This is a genomic window from Kitasatospora sp. NPDC097605, from assembly GCF_040302725.1.
Classification (GTDB): Bacteria; Actinomycetota; Actinomycetes; order Streptomycetales; family Streptomycetaceae; genus Kitasatospora.
Genome location: NZ_JBEOSF010000012.1, coordinates 159052 through 179390 on the forward strand (window position 1 = coordinate 159052; position 20339 = coordinate 179390).

Genomic DNA, 20339 nt, shown 5'->3' on the forward strand with positions numbered 1-20339 from the left:
AGGTCAGGATGAGGACGGGCGCTTGCCCGTGCGAGCGCCCGCCCAAGCGTACGGAATCCCCCCGCATTCGAACCAGCCCGCGCGGGGGATCTCCGTGGATCACGCGGCTACACCGCCTCCAGGATGTCCACCACGAACACCAGGGTCGAGTTCGGCGGCACGGAGCCCTGCGCCTGGTCCTTGTAGCCGAGCGCCGGCGGCACCACGAGCAGGACCCGGCTGCCGACGTTCTGGCCGACCAGGCCCTTGTCCCAGCCCTCGATCACGCTGCCGGTGCCGATCTGCAGCGCCTGGGCGCCGCCGTGGCTCCAGGAGGAGTCGAACTGCTGGCCGTTGCTCCACAGCACCCCGGTGTACTGCACGACCAGGGTCTGCCCGGACTTGACCTGCTTGCCCTCGCCCTTGATCAGGACGGCCTGCTGGAGGTCGGTCGGCGGGGCCTGCCCGGCCGGCACGGTGATGGTGACGGCGGCCTTGCCGTTGTCCTTGACCTGCGGCAGGTTGGCCGGCGCCTGCGTCATGGTGCCGGAGAGCGTGGTGTCCGGCGGCAGGCTCTCCACGATGTCGAGCACGAAGACCACCGTGTCGCCGGGGCCGACGCCGAGCTGGGTGGAGCCCTGGGTGCCGAACGCGGCGGCCGGCGGGGCGACCACCAGCAGCCGGCTGCCGACCTTCTTGCCGATCACGCTCTGGTCGAAGGCCGGCACCAGCTGCCCGTTGCCCGCCTGGTAGAGCTGCGGCTTGCCGCCCGAGTCGTAGGAGCTGGGCAGGTCCTTGCCGGTGGTCCAGTCCTTGGCGGTGTAGTTGACCGTCACCCAGTCACCCTTGTTGACCGTGGAGCGGTCCCCCTCGCTGACGGTGTTCACCACGAACTGCCCGCTGGGCTGCTGCCCCTCGGGGATGGTGATGGTGGCCTTGCTCCCGAAGCCCCCGCCCGACAGCGTCGGCATCGGCGAGGCCTCGTTCACCGGGGCGGGCACGGTGGGCGCGGCGGTCGGCGACGCCGTGGGCGTGGCCTGGCCGGCGGGCTTGGTGGAGCTGCTGCAGGCCACCGCCAGCAGCAGGGGCAGGGTGAGAAGCAACCCGGCGGTGCGGCGCACGGCGTTCCTAACTGTCGGTCAAAGTCGGCTCTCCGGACTCGACGGACAGCGTATGCGCAGACGGTGCCCGGCCCCGGTAGACACCACCGGGACCGGGCACCGCGAAGATCACACCGACGGGGGGACGCGGCCCGCGCGCCGCTCCCCCCGCCCGCGCGCCGGTCACATGCCGGCGATCAGCTTCTCCACCCGCTCGTCGACCGACCGGAACGGGTCCTTGCAGAGCACGGTGCGCTGCGCCTGGTCGTTGAGCTTGAGGTGCACCCAGTCGACCGTGAAGTCGCGGCGCTGCTCCTGCGCCCGGCGGATGAAGTCCCCGCGCAGCCGGGCCCGGGTGGTCTGCGGCGGGATCGACTTGGCCTCGAAGGTCTTGAGGTCGGTGGTCACCCGCTGCGCCTGGTTCTTGGCCTGGAGCAGGTAGAACAGGCCGCGGCGGCGGTGGATGTCGTGGTAGGCGAGGTCGATCTGGGCGACCCGGGGGTTGCTCATGCTCATCTGGTGCTTCTCGCGGTAGCGCTCGATGAGCTTGTACTTCATGATCCAGTCGATCTCGGTGGCGACCCCGTCCAGGCGCTCGGTCCTGACCGCCTCCAGGGTGCGGCCCCACAGGTCGAGGACCCGGGCGATGGTGCCGGTGTTGATGCCCTTGCGGTCGGCGAACTCCAGCGCCTTGGTGTAGTACTCCTCCTGGATGTCCAGCGCGCTGGCCTCCCGGCCGTTGGCCAGCCGCACCTGGTGGGTGCCGGTGAGGTCGTGGCTGACCTCGCGGATCGCCCGGATCGGGTTCTCCAGGGTCAGGTCGCGCATCACCACGCCGGCCTCGATGAGCCGCAGCACCAGGTCGGTGGAGCCCACCTTGAGCAGGGTGGTGGTCTCCGACATGTTGGAGTCGCCGACGATGACGTGCAGCCGGCGGTAGCGCTCGGCGTCGGCGTGCGGCTCGTCGCGGGTGTTGATGATCGGACGGGAACGGGTGGTCGCGGAGCTGACGCCCTCCCAGATGTGCTCGGCGCGCTGGCTGACGCAGTAGACCGCGCCGCGCGGGGTCTGCAGCACCTTGCCGGCCCCGCAGATCAGCTGCCGGGTCACCAGGAACGGGATGAGCACGTCGGCCAGCCGGGAGAACTCGCCGTGCCGGGCCACCAGGTAGTTCTCGTGGCAGCCGTAGGAGTTGCCGGCCGAGTCGGTGTTGTTCTTGAAGAGGTAGACGTCCCCGGCGATGCCCTCCTCGTGCAGCCGCCGCTCGGCGTCGACCAGCAGCCCTTCGAGGATCCGTTCGCCCGCCTTGTCGTGCGTCACCAGCTCGACGACGTCGTCGCACTCGGGGGTGGCGTACTCGGGGTGGGAGCCCACGTCGAGGTAGAGGCGGGCACCGTTGCGCAGGAACACGTTGCTGCTGCGGCCCCAGGAGACTACGCGGCGGAAGAGGTAGCGCGCGACCTCGTCCGGGGACAGCCTGCGCTGCCCGCGGAACGTACAGGTGACGCCGTACTCGTTCTCCAGCCCGAAAATTCGGCGGTCCATGGGCCATCCATTCTCTGATGGGAGCTGTCCGAAACCGCCTCCGCGAAAGCCCGTCCGGGCCGCCGCAGGGGCACCGGGGTCCCGTGCGGCCGCCGTCACCGGCCGCCGCAGGGACCCCGTGGGCACTACTGGTCGGAGTCGCCGGGCGGGGTGGCCGCCGGCTTCTCCGTTCCGTCCGATCCGTTCGATCCGTTCGATCCGCCGGTTCCGCCGGTTCCGCCCGTGTCGTCCGAGTCGTCCGACTCGGCGGACTCGTCGCCGTCGAGCAGCCGGGCGAGCTGACCGCCCAGGATCCGCTTGAACTTGCGCTGCTGGAAGCGCTGGCGGTCCAGGACCGCCACCTCCAGCTGGTCGGGGGTGAGGCTGCGCGGGCTGCCGCCGTTGGGGTCGCGGGCGAGCGAGTCCACGGCGACCTTGACCGCCTCGGTGAGCGAGAACCCGCTGCGGTGCCGCTGGCCGAGGTAGTTGCCGATCGAGTCGGCGTTGCCGCCGACCACGACGTAGTTCTTCTCGTCGACGACCGAGCCGTCCGGGGTGAGCCGGTAGATCTGGTCGTCGTCGCCGGTGCGGCCGACCTCGGCGACGATCAGCTCGACCTCGTAGGGCTTCTCGCCGACCGAGGAGAAGATCGTGCCGAGCGTCTGGGCGTAGACGTTGGCCAGACCCCGGGCGGTGACGTCGGCCCGGTCGTAGGTGTAGCCGCGCAGGTCGGCGTAGCGGACGCCGCCGATGCGCAGGTTCTCGAACTCGTTGTACCGGCCGACCGCCGCGAAGGCGATCTTGTCGTAGATCTCGGACACCTTGTGGAGCGCCCGGGAGGTGTTCTCGGCAACGAAGACGATGCCGTCGGCGTAGGTGAGCACGACCACGCTGCGACCGCGCGCGATGCCCTTGCGGGCGTACTCCGCGCGGTCCGCCATGGCCTGCTGGGGGGAGACGTAGAACGGTGTCGACACCGGCGGTCGTCCCTTCCTTCCTCAGTTGATGGCTAGAGCAGCGGGGCCTGCGGCCCGTTGGGGTGGGCCAGGCGCTGGTCGGTGATGGAGACGGCGATCTCGGCGACCTCGGCCTCGGTGAGCCGTCGGAAGCCGTCCTCGGTGATCAGCGAGACGATCGGGAAGATCTTGCGGGCGAGGTCGGGGCCGCCGGTGGCGGAGTCGTCGTCGGCCGCGTCGTAGAGGGCCTGGACGACCATGGTGGCGGCCTGCTCGGCGGTGAGGTCCTCGCGGTGCAGCTTCTTCATCGAGCCGCGTGCGAAGACCGAGCCGGAGCCGGTGGCGGCGAAGCCGCGCTCCTCGGAGCGGCCGCCGGTGACGTCGTACGTGAAGATCCGGCCGCGGCCGAGGTCGAGGTCGTAGCCGGCGAACATCGGGACGACCGCGAGGCCCTGCATCGCCATGCCGAGGTTGCCCCGGATCATGGTGGTGAGCCGGTTGGCCTTGCCCTCCAGGGAGAGCACGGTGCCCTCGATCTTCTCGTAGTGCTCCAGCTCCAGCTGGAACATCCGGACCATCTCGATCGCGAGACCGGCGGTGCCGGCGACGCCGACCGCGCTGTACTCGTCCGCCGGGAAGACCTTCTCCATGTCCCGCTGGGCGATCACGTTGCCCATGGTCGCGCGGCGGTCGCCGGCGAGGACCACACCGCCGGCGAAGACCGCGGCGACGATGGTCGTGCCGTGCGGGGCCTCGATGACGCCCTCGGGCAGCTTGCGCCGGCCGGGGATCAGCTCGGGCCGGTGGGCCTCCAGGAAATCGAGGAACGACGAGGATCCCGGGGTCAGGAAGGCAGCCGGTAGACGCCCGGTGCCACGAGTGTTGGCTTCCACACGATTCCTTCCAGGTAGCTTGAAGCGCGCACTGCCCGCACCCTACCGGCCGGACGATCACTGTCCAGCACGGCGGAGGGCCGGACCGGGCGGACGGACGGCTTCCGCCGCCCGTCCGCCGTCATCGGTCGCAACCGTGAATTCCCGAATGCCGCCGGGCGGCCGCCCGGATTCCGGCCGGGATTACTGGCCGCCCTTTTGCACGAACTGCCGCACGAAATCCTCGGCGTTCGATTCCAGGACCTCGTCGATTTCGTCCAGGACCGCGTCGACGTCGTCGCTCAGCTTTTCCTGGCGCTCCTTGAGGTCATCCGAATTCTGCGCTTCCGCGGCCTGCTCCTCGACCTCCTCGGAGGAGCGGTTCGCCCGCTGCTGGCCGCCGCCGGTGTCCTTGCTTGCCATTTACCTCACCCCGCTCGATCGTGTGGCACGGTTTGGTCGTCGCTTGCTGCATCGACCCTATACACAAGGTGCGACAACCCGCTTCCGGTTTGCCGGTGGCGCTTCCTGTCCAACGTCCGCCGCCTCCCCGGATGATTCCCATTTGTCCGGCGTTCACCCGTGGTGATCGGAAAGTCACCGGGCTACCCGCCGGAGAGCACCCGGAGCAGGTCCTCCGCCGTGCGGCAGCGGTCCAGCAACTCCTTGACGTGGTTGCGGGTGCCGCGCAGCGGCTCCAGGGTGGGCACCCGCTGGAGCGAGTCCCGGCCCGGCAGGTCGAAGATCACCGAGTCCCAGGAGGCCGCCGCGACGTGCTCGGCGTACTGCTCCAGGCAGCGCCCGCGGAAGTACGCCCGGGTGTCCTCCGGGGGCTTGGTGACGGCCCTGACGACGTCCTCCTCGGTCACCAGCCGGTCGAACCGTCCACGGGCCACCAGGCGGTTGTAGAGGCCCTTCTCGGGCCGTACGTCGCTGTACTGGAGGTCGACCAGCTGCAGCCGCGGGTTGTCCCACTCCAGGGCGTCCCGGCTGCGGTAGCCCTCCAGGATCTCCCGCTTGGCGATCCAGTCCAGCTGGCGCGAGAGCGACATCGGGTCGCGCTCCAGGCGGCCCAGCACGTCCTCCCAGCGGGCCAGCACGTCCACGGTCTGCTCGTCGGCGTCGGTGCCGAAGCGGTCCTCGACGTACTTGCGGGCCAGTTCGAAGTACTCCAGCTGGAGCTGGACGGCGGTGAGCCGGCGCCCGCTGCGCAGCGTGACCAGGTGCTTCAGCGTGGGGTCGTGGGAGATCCGGTGCAGGGTGCGCACCGGCTGGTCGACGGCCAGGTCGGAGGTGATGAAGGCGTCCTCGATCATCGCGAGGACCAGCGAGGTGGTGCCGAGCTTGAGGTAGGTGGAGATCTCGGAGAGGTTGGCGTCCCCGATGATCACGTGCAGCCGGCGGTACTTCTCGGCGTCGGCGTGCGGCTCGTCCCGGGTGTTGATGATCGGCCGTTTGAGGGTGGTCTCCAGGCCGACCTCGACCTCGAAGAAGTCCGCGCGCTGGCTGATCTGGAAGCCGTTGGCGGAGCCGTCCTGCCCGATGCCGACCCGGCCGGCGCCGGTGATCACCTGGCGCGAGACGAAGAACGGGGTGAGGTGGCGGACGATGTCGGCGAACGGGGTCGCCCGCTTCATCAGGTAGTTCTCGTGGGTGCCGTAGGAGGCGCCCTTGTTGTCGGTGTTGTTCTTGTAGAGGTGGATGTTCTGCCCGTTGGGCAGCTCCAGCGCGCGCTGTGCGGCGGCTGCCATGATCCGTTCGCCGGCCTTGTCCCAGAGCACGGCGTCGCGCGGGTTGGTCACCTCGGGCGAGCTGTACTCGGGGTGCGCGTGGTCCACGTAGAACCGCGCGCCGTTGGTGAGGATGACGTTGGCGAGGCCGATGTCCTCGTCGGTCAGCTGGCTGGCGTCGGCGACGTCCCGCGCGAGGTCGAAGCCACGGGCGTCGCGCAGCGGATTCTCCTCCTCGAAGTCCCAGCGGGCCCGCCGTGCCCGGTGCATCGCCGCCGCGTACGCGTTGACGATCTGGGACGAGGTGAGCATGGCGTTGGCGTTGGGGTGCCCGGGCACGGAGATCCCGTACTCGGTCTCGATGCCCATCACGCGCCGTACGGTCATGCGGCCCTCCTTGCCCGGTGCGCCGCCCCCGGCGGGCGGTCCACACTGACGTACCGCTGAACAACACCGACGCCGGCCGTCTGCCCGCGAACGGTGGGTCGAGCCTAGAACGCCGTAGCGACCGGCGGGCCCCGAGACGCGCCGTCCGGCTGCGGGGCCGCGAGGCGCCACAGCCGGACGGTGTGCGTGCGTTCCGGGAGGCCCGGACCGGGTCGTTACAGGTACTGCCCGGTGTTGGCGACAGTGTCGATGGAGCGGCCGGACTCGGCGCCCTGCTTCCCCGTGACCAGGGTGCGGATGAAGACGATCCGCTCGCCCTTCTTGCCGGAGATCCGGGCCCAGTCGTCCGGGTTGGTGGTGTTCGGCAGGTCCTCGTTCTCCTTGAACTCGTCCACGCAGGCGTTGAGCAGGTGGGAGACCCGCAGGCCGCGCTGGCCGTGGTCGAGGTAGTCCTTGATGGCCATCTTCTTGGCCCGGTCGACGATGTTCTGGATCATCGCGCCGGAGTTGAAGTCCTTGAAGTACAGGACCTCCTTGTCACCGTTGGCGTAGGTGACCTCCAGGAAGCGGTTCTCCTCGGTCTCGGAGTACATCCGCTCCACCACCGACTGGATCATCGCGGCCACCGTGGCCTCGACGGAGCCGTCGTGCTCCTTCACGTCGTCCGGGTGGAAGGGCAGCGAGTCCTTGAGGTACTTGGAGAAGATGTCCTTGGCCGCCTCGGCGTCCGGGCGCTCGATCTTGATCTTGACGTCCAGCCGGCCCGGCCGCAGGATGGCCGGGTCGATCATGTCCTCGCGGTTCGAGGCGCCGATGACGATGACGTTCTCCAGGCCCTCCACGCCGTCGATCTCGGCGAGCAGCTGGGGGACGATGGTGTTCTCGACGTCCGAGCTGACGCCGGAGCCGCGGGTGCGGAAGAGCGACTCCATCTCGTCGAAGAAGACGATGACGGGCGTGCCCTCGCCGGCCTTCTCCCGGGCCCGCTGGAAGACCAGGCGGATCTGCCGCTCGGTCTCGCCGACGTACTTGTTGAGCAGCTCGGGGCCCTTGATGTTGAGGAAGTAGCTCTTCCCCTGGGGCCGGCCGGTGACCTCGGCGACCTTCTTGGCCAGCGAGTTCGCCACGGCCTTGGCGATCAGCGTCTTGCCGCAGCCGGGCGGGCCGTAGAGCAGCACGCCCTTGGGCGGGCGCAGCTCGTACTCCTTGAACAGCTCGGCGTGCAGGTAGGGCAGCTCGACCGCGTCGCGGATCAGCTCGATCTGGTTGGCCAGGCCGCCGATCTGGCGGTAGTCGATGTCCGGGACCTCCTCGAGGACCAGCTCCTCGACCTCGGCCTTCGGCACGACCTCGTACACATAGCCGGAACGCGGTTCCAGCAGCAGGGCGTCCCCCGCCCGGAGGGTGATCTCGCGCAGCGGTTCGGCGAGGCGGACCACCCGCTCCTCGTCGGTGTGGCCGATGACCAGGGCCCGCTCGCCGTCCTCCAGGACCTCCTTGAGGGTGACGAGGTCGCCGATGCGCTCGAAGGCCATCGCGTCCACGATGTTGAGGGCCTCGTTGAGCATCACTTCCTGGCCGCGCCGCAGCTCGTCGAGGTCGACGTTGGGGCTGACGTTCACGCGGAGCTTGCGGCCCCCGGTGAAGATGTCGGCCGTCCCGTCCTCGTTGGAGCTGAGGAAGACGCCGAATCCGGCCGGGGGCTGTGCCAGCCGGTCCACTTCCTCCTTGAGGGCCACGATCTGGTCGCGGGCCTCACGCAGGGTGGAGGCGAGCCGTTCGTTCTGGGCGGTCACGCCGGCCAGGTTGGTCTGGAGCTCGACGATCCGCTCTTCGAGGATTCTCGAATTGCGCGGCGAGTCGGCGAGCTTGCGGCGCAGCACGGCGATTTCCTGCTCAAGGTACGAGACCTGAGCGGCCTCGTCGGAACCACGAGCGGGCCTGCCGGTGCTGCGGTTGTAGTCGTCATCGTGGGCTGCCACGGTCCTCACCTCCTCCGGGGAGCTGGACGCTTCCAGACCCTACCTGGGACCAGGGGTCCGTAAACCCCTAGATCAAGAAAGATGGAACGGGCGTGTCCGATCTTCGCCCTCGCGTGCTTCCCCTCTGCTAGGGGGATACCCACCGCGCACGGGCCAAAGCGGACCAGATGTATCGTCGATCGAGTCGATATCCGATCGCGACCGACGCACGGGGTCCGATCGTTGTACGAATGGCGGGAATGCCCCAGGACGGGGCGTCCCGGGACAGAAACGGCGGACAATCATCATGTCGGTGAGCGAGTCGACGGCGGCTGCCGAGCCGCTGGAGGTGTGGATCGACCAGGATCTGTGCACCGGCGACGGCATCTGCGCACAGTACGCGCCGGAGGTCTTCGAGCTGGACATCGACGGCCTCGCCTATGTGAAGGGCGAGGACGACGAGTTGCGCCAGCAGCCCGGCGAGACGGTGCCGGTGCCGCTGACGCTCCTTCAGGACGTGGTGGACTCGGTGAAGGACTGCCCCGGGGACTGCATCCATGTGCGCCGGGCCGCCGATGGCGTCGAGGTGTACGGGCCTGACGCGGAGTAGGCGGGCGCGTCTGCTAAGTGAGGCTCAGCGGGGCGGCGGTCTGGGAGCGGTCCCAGCCGCCGCCCTTGCGCGTCCAGGTGAGGTCGAGCGAGATGTCGGGGGCGAACCGCGGCACGTCGTCGCCGGAGTAGCCCTGGGCGTGGGCGGTGAGGGCGCCGTCGGAGCGCAGCGCGAGGCGGCTGACGGTGAGGTTCTCCCGCTCGGAGAGCAGGGTGGCCAGCACGACGGGGCGCCCGCCGGGGCCGGGGCCGAGCAGGTAGACGGCGTCGGGCGGGGTGCCGTTCTCGGCGGCGCAGTGCGCGGCGGCGACGGTGCCGGGGCGGCCGTCGCCGAGGTCGGCGGCGAAGCTGACGGCCACGGTCACCGGGAACGGTCCGCAGTCGAGCGGGAGTTCGGCCTTCGCGGGGTCGGGGGCGGCCGCGGCCGGGAGGGCCTTGGGGGTGGGCCGGACGGGCCCGGGGGCGCCGCTCGCGGGGCCCGCGGCGAGCGCGGCGGCCACCACTGCGGCGCAGCCGGCCACCGTCAAGGCCCAGTGCCAGGGGGCGGTGCGCCCGTGCCGGGGGCCGCTGCGGCCCGTGGCGGTCTGCTGTCCAGCCGTCGTCCCGACCGCGGTCTCCACCAGGCGTCCCCTCCAGTGGTCTGTATGAGCGAGCATCGTCCCACACCGGGGCGGCCGTGCGGTGGCGCGGGTGTGCGGGAACGCGGAAGGGGTGGTACGGCTCTGCCGTACCACCCCTTCCGGGAGGTTTCCCGGGGGCCTGCTCAGCCGAGGTCGACCTGCTCGGCGGCCTCGGCGCGGGCGGCGGCCCGGGCGGCCGCGCGCTCCTGCAGGGACGGCTCGGGCGCCCCGTTGTCGTAGTCCTCGCCGTAGGCGCCCTTGGCCGGGCGGCGGCGGCGCAGCGGCGGCTCGACGCCGTCGGCGAGCCGGCGGGCGGTGAGCAGGAAGCCGGTGTGGCCGATCATCCGGTGGTCCGGGCGGACCGCCAGGCCCTCCAGGTGCCAGGTGCGGACCATGGTCTCCCAGGCCTGCGGCTCGGTGAAGGTGCCGTGCTCGCGCAGCGCCTCGACGGTCCTGGACATCTGCGTGGTGGTGGCCACGTAGCAGCAGATGAGGCCGCCGGGGACGAGCGCCTTGGAGGCGACGTCCAGGCACTCCCACGGGGCGAGCATGTCGAGGATGACGCGGTCGACGTCGCTCTCGACGAGGTTGTCCTGGAGGTCACCGACGGTGAGCTTCCACGCCGGGTGCGGCCCGCCGAAGTAGCGCTCGACGTTGCCCTTGGCGATGTCGGCGAAGTCCTGGCGGCGCTCGTAGGAGGCGAGCATGCCGGTGTCGCCGACGGCGCGCAGCAGGTAGGTGGAGAGCGCGCCGGAGCCGACGCCGGCCTCGACCACGCGGGCGCCGGCGAAGATGTCGGCCATCGCCAGGATCTGCCCCGCGTCCTTGGGATAGATCACGGCGGCGCCGCGCGGCATGGACAGGACGTAGTCGGGGAGCAGGGGGCGCAGCGCGAGGTACGGGACGTTCCCCGTGGTGCGCACGACCGTGCCCTCGGGGGCGCCGATCAGCTCGTCGTGGGGGAACGCACCCTTGTGGGTGTGGAACTGGTTCCCGGCCTGGAGCGTGAACGTGTAGTGGCGGCCCTTGGGGTCGGTCAGCTGGACCTGGTCCCCGACCTGGAAGGGCCCTCGTCGGCGGGCGGCACCGGTCGGTTCGGACATGCGGACAATCCTAAGGGAAACGAACCGTCCGGCTTACCAGGTGATCCTTTCAGCGCCCGGTGACGGCGGCGGTCAGCCGCTGTTCGATGTCGGTGAGCGCGGCGACCCCGTAGGTCCGGCCGTCCTCCTCGACGACCAGGTACTCGCCGGCGGGGGTGGCCCGCACGGCGCGCAGCAGGTCCTCGCCGGCCAGGTCGGCGGGCAGCCGCAGCCCGGGTTCGAGGTCGCGGGCGAGCGGGCCGACGGCGACCCAGGGGCGGCGGTGCTCGGGGACGGAGCGCACGGCGGCCTCGCGGACGATGGCGATCGGCTCGCCCCGGCCGTCGACGACCACGACGGCGCCGGCCCGGGCCTCGTGGGCGCGCCGCATGGCCTCGCCGAGCGGCGTGTCGGCGGTCACCTCGACGGCCCGGCGGGCGAGGTCGCGCAGCCGCAGGCCGGGCAGGACCTCCTTGAGCCGGGCGTTGCGCAGCGCGCCGGTGGCCCCGTTCCAGATGATGGCGGCGAGCACCGCGGCGAGCACGGCGTCGACCAGGGTGTCGGTGCGGCTGCGGTCGAGCGCCCGGGCGGAGCTGATCAGCGGCAGGCCGATCAGGACGGCGAGGGCCAGCGCGCGCCCGGCCCAGGCGGCGGCGACGGTGCCGGCCATCGGCCGGCCGGTGACCGCCCAGACCACCGCGCGCAGCATCCGGCCGCCGTCCAGCGGCAGGCCGGGCAGCAGGTTGAAGGCGGCCACGACGAGGTTGGAGACCATCAGGCCGGTGAGCAGCACCCCGGGGACGGTGGAGAGCTCGACGGCCTGGAGGGCGAGGTAGAAGACGCCGCCGAGGACGAGCGAGAGCAGCGGGCCGACGAAGGCCAGCCAGAACTCGCGCCAGGGGCGTTCGGCCTCGTTCTCGATCTCCGAGACGCCGCCGAAGAACTGGAGCTGGATGCGGCGCACGCCGAGCTTGTAGCGCAGGGCGACCAGGGTGTGGGCGAGCTCGTGGACCAGCACCGAGCCGTAGAAGGCGACCGCGAAGGAGAACGCGACCAGGTAGCGGGCGGCGCCGAGGTCGGGCAGCACCCGGTCGAGCTGGCCGCCGAAGACCCAGGTGATGAGGGCCGCGATGATGAACCAGGACGGGGTGACGTAGATCGGCACGCCGAAGGGGCGGCCCATCAGGATGCCGCCGCGGGGCTCCGGCTCGCGGGGCGGTGTGGGCCCGGGCCGGGGGCCGCCGCCGTGCGGTGGCTGGTCGGAGGTCTGCTGCCCCCTGGAGTCGCTCACCGTGTTCCCTTCGTCCGTCGCCCCCGCAGCGCGCCGCGCGCCGGTGCGCCCACGCTACGTGATCGGGGATGGCGTCCGGCGCTCGCCCCTCGCCTTCCCAGGGGGTTCATACCCCGTCTCGGGCGCTTTGCGGCAGCACCGTGGCAGCGGGATGACAGCGCAGGGCAATAGGGTCTCGGGTATGCAGCAGACCGACACCAGCGGCCCCGCCGTGGCCGCGCCCCGCCCGGCGGCGGCCCCGAGCGGGCTGTCCCCGTCGCGCGCCGGCGACTTCCTCACCTGCCCGCTGTTGTACCGGCTGCGGGTGATCGACCGGCTGCCGGAGCCGCCGAGCCCGGCGGCGACCCGGGGCACTCTGGTGCACGCGGTGCTGGAGCGGCTGTTCGACTCGCCGGCCGCCGACCGGACCCCGGAGCGGGCGCTGGGGCTGCTGCGCCCGCAGTGGGAGCGGCTGCTGGGCGAGCGCCCGGAGCTGGCCGGGCTGTTCCCGGAGGACCCGGACGGCGCGGCGCTGACCCGCTGGCTGGCGGACGCGGAGAAGCTGGTCGCCCAGTGGTTCCGGCTGGAGGACCCGACCCGGCTGCACCCGGTGGAGCGCGAGCTGTACGTGGAGACGGCGCTGGAGTCGGGGCTGCTGCTGCGCGGCTACATCGACCGGGTGGACGTCGCACCGACCGGTGAGGTCCGGCTGGTGGACTACAAGACCGGCCGCGCGCCCTCGCGGGACTTCGAGGGCAAGGCGATGTTCCAGATGAAGTTCTACGCACTGGTGGTCTGGCGCTGGAAGGGCGTGATCCCCAAGCGGCTGCAGCTGGTCTACCTGGGCGGCGGCGGGGACGTGGTCAGCTACGACCCGGACGAGGCGGACCTGCTGGCGGTGGAGCGCAAGCTGCTGGCGCTGTGGGAGCGGATCGGCCGGGCGGTCGCGACCGGCGACTTCCCGGCGACCCGCAACCGGCTCTGCGACTGGTGCGACCACCAGGCCAGCTGCCCGGAGTTCGGCGGCACGCCCCCGCCGTATCCGCTGCCGCTGGCGCGTACGTCCGACGAGGGCGATCCCACGGGGGATCCGAAGAGCGAGGAGTCCTAGGTGACGATCCGAGTGCTGCTGGTCGACGACCAGCCGCTGCTGCGCACCGGTTTCCGGATGATCCTGGAGGCCGAGTCCGACCTGGTGGTGGTCGGTGAGGCCGGCGACGGCCAGCAGGCGCTGGACCAGGTGCGGGCGCTGCAGCCCGACGTGGTGCTGATGGACATCCGGATGCCGCGGATGGACGGTGTGGAGGCGACCCGCCGGATCGCCGGTCCGGGGCGGGACGGCCCGGCGAAGGTGCTGGTGCTGACCACCTTCGACCTGGACGAGTACGTGGTGGAGGCGCTGCGCGCCGGGGCGAGCGGCTTCCTGCTGAAGGACGTGCCGGCCGAGGAGCTGGTGCAGGCGATCCGGGTGGTGGCGGACGGCGCGGCGATGCTGGCGCCGTCGATCACCCGGCGGCTGCTGGACATGTACGCCACCAAGCTGCCCTCGGGCGAGGAGGCGCCGCCGCAGGCGCTGAACGCGCTGACCGAGCGGGAGCTGGAGGTGCTGAAGCTGGTGGCGCGCGGGCTGTCGAACGCGGAGATCGCGGCGGAGCTGTTCGTCAGCGAGACGACGGTGAAGACGCACGTCGGCCATGTGCTGACCAAGCTGCAGCTGCGCGACCGGGTGCAGGCGGCGGTGTACGCCTACGAGAGCGGCCTGGTGCGCCCGGGCACGCTGTAGGCGGGCCCGCGGACGGACGGCGGCCCGCCCGCTCCCCCGGCGAGGGCCGGGCGGGGCGGGCGGGCCGCCGTCCTGACTGTGCCGCCGCGCGCCGCCGAGGGCGGCGGGGCGCTACTTGCCGGACCGGCCGATCTCCCAGAACCGGAAGAAGCCGGTGGTGTCGACGGTGGACTCCACGCCGGTGATGTTGGAGCGCGAGGTGAAGAACGCCTTGTTCTGGAACAGCGGGACGAGCGGGGCGTTGGTGGCGACGATGCCCTGGATCTGGGCGTAGGCGCCGATCGCGGCGGCCCGGTCGGTCTGCTTCAGGGTCTCCGGCACCAGCTTCTGGCTGATCTGCGGGTCGTCCCAGCCGTGGTGGTAGGAACCGCCGTCGACGATCAGCGGGGCGACGTAGTTGTCGGGGTCCGGGTAGTCCGCGAACCAGCCGATCGTGTACATCTGGTACTTGCCCTCGTTCCAGCCCTTCTTGTAGGTGTCCCAGTCGGGCTCCTGCTGGACGGTGATCTGGAACAGGCCGCCGGCCTCCAGCTGCTTCTTCAGCGTCTCGGCCTCGGCGGCCTCGGCGCGCGAGCGCGACCAGGTGAGGGTGAGCTTGACCGGGGTCGGCACCTTGGCGGCGGCGAGGATCGCCTTGGCCTTGGTGACGTCCTGGTCGCCGTAGCGGTCGAAGAAGGCCGTGTTGTGACCGGTGACGCCGGCCGGGACCATCGAGTACAGCGGCTGGACGGTGCGCGCGAAGACGTCGCGGGCCAGCGCCTTGCGGTCGATCAGCTGGGCCGCGGCCTGCCGGACGGCCACGTTGCCGGCGGTGGCGTCCTTGGTGTTGAAGACCAGGTAGCGGGTGTCGTTGCTGTCGCCCTCGACGACGCGCAGGTCGGTCTTGCCGCCCTGCTGGTCGGAGAGGATCTGCGCCGCGGTGTTCGGCTCAAGGCTGTTGTCGGCGAGGTCGACCTCGCCGCTGTCCAGCGCGGACTTGAGGTCGGCCGGCTTGTCGAAGTAGCGCAGGGTGAACTTCTTGTTCCGCAGCTTGGCGTCGCCGGTGTACTTGTCGTTCGGCGACAGCACGACCTTCGCCGGGCCGCCCTTGGCCATCGCCTCGACCGAGTCGATCTTGTACGGGCCGGAGCCGACCTGCTTGTCGTTCGGCACCGCCTTGTCGGCCGGGTAGACCTCCTGGTCGACGATCGCGCCGGCCGGGCCGGCCAGCTTGGCCGGGAGGGTGGCGTCGGGCTGGGCGAGGTGGAAGACCACCTCGGTGTCATTGGTCGCCTCGACGGACTTGATCGACGAGAGCAGGCCGGCCGGGCCGTTCGGGTCGTTGATCTTCAGGGTCCGCTGGATCGAGTGGACGACGTCGGCGGCGGTCAGCGCGTGGCCGTTGGAGAACTTCAGCCCGGTCCGGAGCGTGCAGTGGTACTGGGTGGCGTCACCGGCGGTGAACTCGCAGGACTGCGCGGCGTCCGGGGTGGGCGCGCTGGAGGCGGCCGGGTAGCTGAGCAGCGACTGGAAGGTGTTGCGCATCAGCAGCCAGGAGCCGGCGTCGTAGGCGATCGCCGGGTCCAGGGCGGTGGTCAGCGCGGTCGTGCCCATGGTGATCGCCTTGTCGCCGTCCCCCTTGACGGCGTCGGTGACCGAGCCGCAGCCGGCCACCGTGGCGGCGACGATTCCGGCACAGCCGAGCACGGCCAGTCGTTCAGCTGAAGTCTTCACGGGTCGCGTCCTTCTGGGTGCGGTCCGGCTGCGACCGCGGGCACGACGGGGGTGCCCGTCAGCGGCGGTGCCTGGGCTCGGGGGTGGAACGAACCCGAGTAGCGTGCCATATCGAACACGCACCCCCGGCACCCGCACAGGTGACGGTTGGGACACGGCGGCGGGGCTCTGGTCAGGCCTCTCCGACGAGTTGTCAGGCAATGCCCGTTTTCTCCCCGGGCGCTCCCCCGGACCGGCCGGTCCGGTCCGCTTACCGGGCGGTCGCGCCCGCCTGCAATGAGACGACAATCACACCCTGGAGGTCACCAGGGAGCGCAGCAGCTCCAGGTCGACCTGCTCCAGCGAGGAGAGCACCAGACGCCCCGGCGCGGGCTCGATCGGCGCCACCGAGGGCACCGCGATCACCGGGCAGCCGGCCGCCTCGGCGGCCCGCACCCCGGTCGGCGCGTCCTCCACCACCACGCAGCGGGCCGGGTCGGCGCCCAGCCGGCGGGCCGCCTCCAGGTACGGGTCCGGGTGCGGCTTGGTGCGCGGCACCTCGTCCCCGGCGACCGAGAAGGCGAAGTGCTCGGCGCCCAGCGAGCGGAGCACGATGTCGATGATGTGCCGGTGCGAGGCGGACACCAGCGCGGCCGGCACGCCGTGCGCGGCCAGCGTGTTGAGCAGCCGCTCGGCGCCCGGCATCAGCGGCACCCCGCCGCCCAGCAGGTCGACGAAGCGCTGGTTGATCAGCACGGTCAGGTCGGCCGGCGACAGGTCCACCCCGGTGCTGCTCAGCAGGTGGTCGATCACCCGGGTCATCGGGCCGCCGACCACGTGGGCGCGGTCGTCGGCGCTCAACTGGTAGCCCAGGTCGGCGAAGAGCGAGCACTCGGCCTGCCACCAGAAGTCCTCGGTGTCGACCAGCGTCCCGTCCATGTCCAGCAGCACCGCCTGGAGGCCCCGGCCGTCGTCGCCGCCGAGGGTCTGGGTGGCGGTGGAGATGGTGGTCATGGCGGGATCCTTCCGTCCGTGCCCGGATCGACCCCGGGGATGGCACGGGCCGGCCCGCTGGTGAGCGGACCGGCCCGTTCAGGATCATCAAGGATACGCCCAGGTCGCCCGGATCGGGCGAACGTTGCGCAACCCGGGCGTTACCGGGCGTTGAAGTACTTCGCCTCCGGGTGGTGGATCACGATCGCGTCGGTGGACTGCTCCGGGTGCAGCTGGAACTCCTCGGAGAGCACCACGCCGATCCGCTCGGGCCTCAGCAGCTCGGCGATCTTGGCGCGGTCCTCCAGCTCCGGGCAGGCGCCGTAGCCGAGCGAGAACCGGGCGCCGCGGTACTTGAGCGCGAACATGTCCTTGACGTCCTGCGGGTCCTCGTCGCCGAAGCCCAGCTCGTAGCGGACCCGGGCGTGCCAGAACTCGGCCAGCGCCTCGGCCAGCTGGACGGAGAGGCCGTGCAGCTCCAGGTAGTCGCGGTAGGAGTTGTTGGCGAACAGCTCGTTGGCCGCCTCGGAGATCCGGTTGCCCATGGTGACCACCTGGAGGCCGACCACGTCGCGCACCCCGGACTCCTCCGGGCGGAAGAAGTCCGCCAGGCACAGCCGCCGCCCGCGCCGCTGGCGCGGGAAGGTGAAGCGGGTCCGCTCGGTGCCGTCCTCGTGGAAGACGATCAGGTCGTCGCCCTTGGAGTTGGCCGGGAAGTAGCCGTAGACCACGGCCGCCTCCAGCCAGCCCTCGGTCTGCAGCCGGTCCAGCCACATCCGCAGCCGCGGCCGGCCCTCGGTCTCCACCAGCTCCTCGTAGGACGGGCCCTCACCGGTGCGGGCGGCCTTCAGGCCCCACTGGCCCTTGAACAGCGCGTCCTCGTCCAGCCAGGAGGCGTAGTCGGCGAACGGCACGCCCTTGACGATCCGCTCCCCCCAGAACGGCGGGGCCGGCACCCGGTTGTCCACCGCCACGTCGGAGCGGATCTGGCCGAGGTTGACCTCCTCCGGCTCCTCGACCTCCACCCGGGCGTGCCGGCGCTGCTTCAGCTCCGGCAGCACCGCGCCCGGCACACCGCGCTTGACCGCGATCAGCGCGTCCATCAGCCGCAGGCCCTCGAAGGCGTCCCGGGCGTAGCGGACCTCGCCCTCGTAGATCTCGTGCAGGTCCTGCTCGACGTAGGCGCGGGTCAGCGCGGCGCCGCCGAGGATCACCGGGAACTGGGCCGCCAGCTTGCGCTGGTTCAGCTCCTCCAGGTTCTCCTTCATGATCACGGTGGACTTGACCAGCAGGCCGGACATCCCGATGACGTCCGCGTTGTGCTCCTGCGCGGCGTCCAGGATCGCCGAGACCGGCTGCTTGATGCCCAGGTTGACGACGTTGTAGCCGTTGTTGGACAGGATGATGTCGACCAGGTTCTTGCCGATGTCGTGGACGTCGCCCTTCACGGTGGCCAGCACGATGGTGCCCTTGCCCTCCGAGTCGGACTTCTCCATGTGCGGCTCCAGGTGCGCCACCGCGGTCTTCATCACCTCGGCGGACTGGAGCACGAACGGCAGCTGCATCTGGCCGGAGCCGAACAGCTCGCCGACCACCTTCATGCCGGACAGCAGGGTGTCGTTGATGATCTCCAGCGCCGGGCGGGCCGTCAGCGCCTCGTCCAGGTCGGCCTCCAGGCCGTTGCGCTCGCCGTCGATGATCCGGCGCTGGAGGCGCTCCTCCAGCGGCAGCGCGGCCAGCTCCTCCGCCTTGGACGCCTTGGCCGAGGCCGAGGTGACGCCCTCGAACAGCTCCAGCAGGCGCTGCAGCGGGTCGTAGCCGTCCCGGCGGCGGTCGTACACCAGGTCGAGCGCGGCCTCGCGCTGCTCCTCCGGGATCCGCGAGATCGGCAGGATCTTGGAGGCGTGCACGATCGCCGAGTCCAGGCCGGCCTCCACGCACTCGTGCAGGAAGACCGAGTTGAGGACCACCCGGGCGGCCGGGTTGAGGCCGAAGGAGATGTTGGACAGGCCCAGCGTGGTCTGCACCGCCGGGCGGCGGCGCTTCAGCTCGCGGATCGCCTCGATGGTCTCGATGCCGTCCCGGCGGGACTCCTCCTGGCCGGTGGCCAGGGTGAAGGTCAGGCAGTCGACCAGGATCGAGCCCTCGTCGATGCCGTAGTCCGCGGTGAGCTCGGCGATCAGCCGCTCGGCGATCTCCACCTTCTTGTCGGCGGTGCGGGCCTGGCCCTCCTCGTCGATGGTGAGCGCGATCAGGCCGGCGCCGTGCTCACGGGCCAGCGAGGCGATCCGGCCGAAGCGCGACTCCGGGGCGTTGCCGTCCTCGTAGTTGACCGAGTTGAGCACCGCGCGGCCGCCCAGCGCCTCCAGGCCCGCCCGCAGCACCTCGGGCTCGGTGGAGTCCAGCACGATCGGCAGGGTCGAGGCGGTGGCCAGCCGGGCGGCGATCTCCTTCATGTCGGCGACGCCGTCGCGGCCGACGTAGTCCACGCACAGGTCCAGCAGGTGCGAGCCGTCGCGGATCTGGTCGCGGGCGATCTCCACGCAGGCCTGCCAGTCGCCGGCCAGCATCGACTCGCGGAACTTCTTCGAGCCGTTGGCGTTGGTGCGCTCGCCGATCGCCAGGTACGAGGTGTCCTGGCGGAACGGCACCGACTGGTACAGCGAGGCCGCGGCCGGCTCCGGACGCGGGTCGCGCGGGGCCACCGGGCGGCCCTGCACCCGCTCGACCACCTGGCGCAGGTGCTCGGGCGTGGTGCCGCAGCAGCCGCCGACCAGCGACAGCCCGTACTCGCGGGTGAAGACGTCGTGCGCGTCGGCCAGCTCGGCCGGGCTCAGCGGGTAGTGGGCGCCGTCCTTGCCCAGCACCGGCAGACCGGCGTTCGGCATGCAGGACAGGCCGATCCGGGCGTTCTTCGCCAGGTAGCGCAGGTGCTCGCTCATCTCGGCCGGGCCGGTGGCGCAGTTCAGGCCGATGTAGTCGACGCCCAGCGGCTCCAGGGCGGTCAGCGCGGCGCCGATCTCCGAGCCGAGCAGCATCGTGCCGGTGGTCTCCACGGTCACCTGGACCAGCACCGGCAGGTCCACGCCCGCCTCGGCCAGCGCCTGCTTGGCGCCCAGGATCGCGGCCTTGGTCTGCAGCAGGTCCTGGCTGGTCTCCACCAGCAGGGCGTCCGCGCCGCCGGCGACCAGGCCGGCCGCGTTCTGCCGGAAGCCCTCGCGCAGCGTCTCGTACGGGGCGTGGCCGAGGGTCGGCAGCTTGGTGCCGGGGCCGATCGAGCCGAGCACCCAGCGCTGCCGGCCGTCCTCGGCGCCGTGCGCGTCGGCGGCCTCGCGGGCCAGCCGGGCACCGGCCTCGGAGAGCTCGTAGACCCGCTCGGCGATCTCGTACTCGCCGAGCGCGGAGTGGTTGGCGCCGAAGGTGTTGGTCTCCACGCAGTCCACGCCCACCGCGAAGTAGGCGTCGTGCACCGAGCGGACGATGTCGGGCCGGGTGAGGTTGAGGACCTCGTTGCAGCCCTCCAGGTTCTGGAAGTCCTCCAGCGTGGGGTCCTGTGCCTGGAGCATGGTTCCCATCGCCCCGTCGGCCACCACCACGCGGGTGGCGAGTGCCTCGCGCAGCGCGTTCGCGCGGCTCTGCTGGGTGACGGACGGGGTGGCTGCAGTGGCCATGGGGCTTCTCCCTGGGTGCGACGGCTGTCGGCTTTGCGAACCCGCTGAGTCGGGGACGCACGTGGCCAGGGTATCCGGCCCCCGGCCGGTGGTGACCACTTGTTCCGTAT

The 20339-nt window shown here is 71.2% G+C and carries 16 protein-coding genes and 1 pseudogene; 3 read left to right on the forward strand and 14 right to left on the reverse strand.

From position 1 onward, the window contains the following. Window positions 1-107: 107 nt before the first annotated feature. The 8 genes and pseudogenes from ABTX81_RS16430 to arc form a co-directional block, all read right to left on the reverse strand. A complete protein-coding gene (locus ABTX81_RS16430) occupies window positions 108-1100 on the reverse strand; it encodes an FKBP-type peptidyl-prolyl cis-trans isomerase (RefSeq protein WP_350545452.1) in 993 nt (330 codons plus the stop codon). A 162-nt stretch (window positions 1101-1262) separates the two neighbouring features. Then, window positions 1263-2624: a Pup--protein ligase gene (pafA, locus tag ABTX81_RS16435; protein ID WP_350545455.1), complete on the reverse strand. Its 1362-nt coding sequence runs from the start codon at window positions 2622-2624 to the stop codon at window positions 1263-1265. A gap of 125 nt (window positions 2625-2749) precedes the next feature. Further along, window positions 2750-3580: a proteasome subunit alpha gene (gene prcA, locus ABTX81_RS16440; protein ID WP_350545458.1), complete on the reverse strand. Its 831-nt coding sequence runs from the start codon at window positions 3578-3580 to the stop codon at window positions 2750-2752. Window positions 3581-3612: 32 nt separating this feature from the next. Next, a complete protein-coding gene (prcB, locus tag ABTX81_RS16445) occupies window positions 3613-4407 on the reverse strand; it encodes a proteasome subunit beta (RefSeq protein WP_350545613.1) in 795 nt (264 codons plus the stop codon). Then, window positions 4404-4481: pseudogene (locus ABTX81_RS16450) on the reverse strand (endonuclease VII domain-containing protein); the annotation flags it as partial. The pseudogene ABTX81_RS16450 and the gene prcB, both read right to left, overlap by 4 nt. A gap of 154 nt (window positions 4482-4635) precedes the next feature. After that, complete coding sequence (locus ABTX81_RS16455) at window positions 4636-4854, reverse strand: ubiquitin-like protein Pup (RefSeq protein WP_344321819.1); 219 nt, start codon at window positions 4852-4854, stop codon at window positions 4636-4638. A gap of 182 nt (window positions 4855-5036) precedes the next feature. After that, window positions 5037-6548, reverse strand: a complete 1512-nt coding sequence (gene dop, locus ABTX81_RS16460) for a depupylase/deamidase Dop (RefSeq protein ID WP_350545462.1) — start codon at window positions 6546-6548, stop codon at window positions 5037-5039. A gap of 215 nt (window positions 6549-6763) precedes the next feature. Next, window positions 6764-8530: a proteasome ATPase gene (arc, locus tag ABTX81_RS16465; RefSeq protein WP_350545465.1), complete on the reverse strand. Its 1767-nt coding sequence runs from the start codon at window positions 8528-8530 to the stop codon at window positions 6764-6766. A gap of 286 nt (window positions 8531-8816) precedes the next feature. Here arc and ABTX81_RS16470 point away from each other — a divergent pair, with 286 nt between their 5' ends. Then, window positions 8817-9119: a ferredoxin gene (locus tag ABTX81_RS16470; RefSeq protein ID WP_344321798.1), complete on the forward strand. Its 303-nt coding sequence runs from the start codon at window positions 8817-8819 to the stop codon at window positions 9117-9119. A 13-nt stretch (window positions 9120-9132) separates the two neighbouring features. Here ABTX81_RS16470 and ABTX81_RS16475 read toward each other — a convergent pair whose 3' ends face one another. From ABTX81_RS16475 to ABTX81_RS16485, 3 genes are all read right to left on the reverse strand, one after another. Beyond that, the gene (locus ABTX81_RS16475) at window positions 9133-9738 is read right to left on the reverse strand and encodes a hypothetical protein (RefSeq protein WP_350545468.1); all 606 of its coding nucleotides are present in this window, start codon (window positions 9736-9738) and stop codon (window positions 9133-9135) included. A gap of 143 nt (window positions 9739-9881) precedes the next feature. Further along, window positions 9882-10841 carry a tRNA (adenine-N1)-methyltransferase gene (locus tag ABTX81_RS16480; RefSeq protein WP_350545471.1) on the reverse strand — a complete coding sequence of 320 codons (960 nt, stop codon included), beginning with the start codon at window positions 10839-10841 and terminating at the stop codon, window positions 9882-9884. Between the two features lie 49 nt (window positions 10842-10890). After that, complete coding sequence (locus ABTX81_RS16485) at window positions 10891-12111, reverse strand: site-2 protease family protein (RefSeq protein WP_350545473.1); 1221 nt, start codon at window positions 12109-12111, stop codon at window positions 10891-10893. A gap of 181 nt (window positions 12112-12292) precedes the next feature. Between ABTX81_RS16485 and ABTX81_RS16490 the strand changes: the two genes are divergently transcribed. Both ABTX81_RS16490 and ABTX81_RS16495 read left to right on the forward strand, forming a co-directional pair. Further along, window positions 12293-13201 carry a RecB family exonuclease gene (locus ABTX81_RS16490; RefSeq protein WP_350545476.1) on the forward strand — a complete coding sequence of 303 codons (909 nt, stop codon included), beginning with the start codon at window positions 12293-12295 and terminating at the stop codon, window positions 13199-13201. Further along, entirely contained in the window at window positions 13202-13873 is a 672-nt protein-coding gene (locus ABTX81_RS16495; RefSeq protein ID WP_148647703.1) for a response regulator, read from the forward strand. A gap of 111 nt (window positions 13874-13984) precedes the next feature. Here ABTX81_RS16495 and ABTX81_RS16500 read toward each other — a convergent pair whose 3' ends face one another. The 3 genes from ABTX81_RS16500 to metH form a co-directional block, all read right to left on the reverse strand. Continuing rightward, the gene (locus tag ABTX81_RS16500) at window positions 13985-15586 is read right to left on the reverse strand and encodes an ABC transporter substrate-binding protein (RefSeq protein ID WP_350545480.1); all 1602 of its coding nucleotides are present in this window, start codon (window positions 15584-15586) and stop codon (window positions 13985-13987) included. Between the two features lie 288 nt (window positions 15587-15874). After that, window positions 15875-16579, reverse strand: a complete 705-nt coding sequence (locus tag ABTX81_RS16505; RefSeq protein WP_350545481.1) for an HAD family hydrolase — start codon at window positions 16577-16579, stop codon at window positions 15875-15877. Between the two features lie 140 nt (window positions 16580-16719). Next, window positions 16720-20229 carry a methionine synthase gene (gene metH / locus ABTX81_RS16510; RefSeq protein ID WP_350545485.1) on the reverse strand — a complete coding sequence of 1170 codons (3510 nt, stop codon included), beginning with the start codon at window positions 20227-20229 and terminating at the stop codon, window positions 16720-16722. Window positions 20230-20339 lie beyond the last annotated feature (110 nt).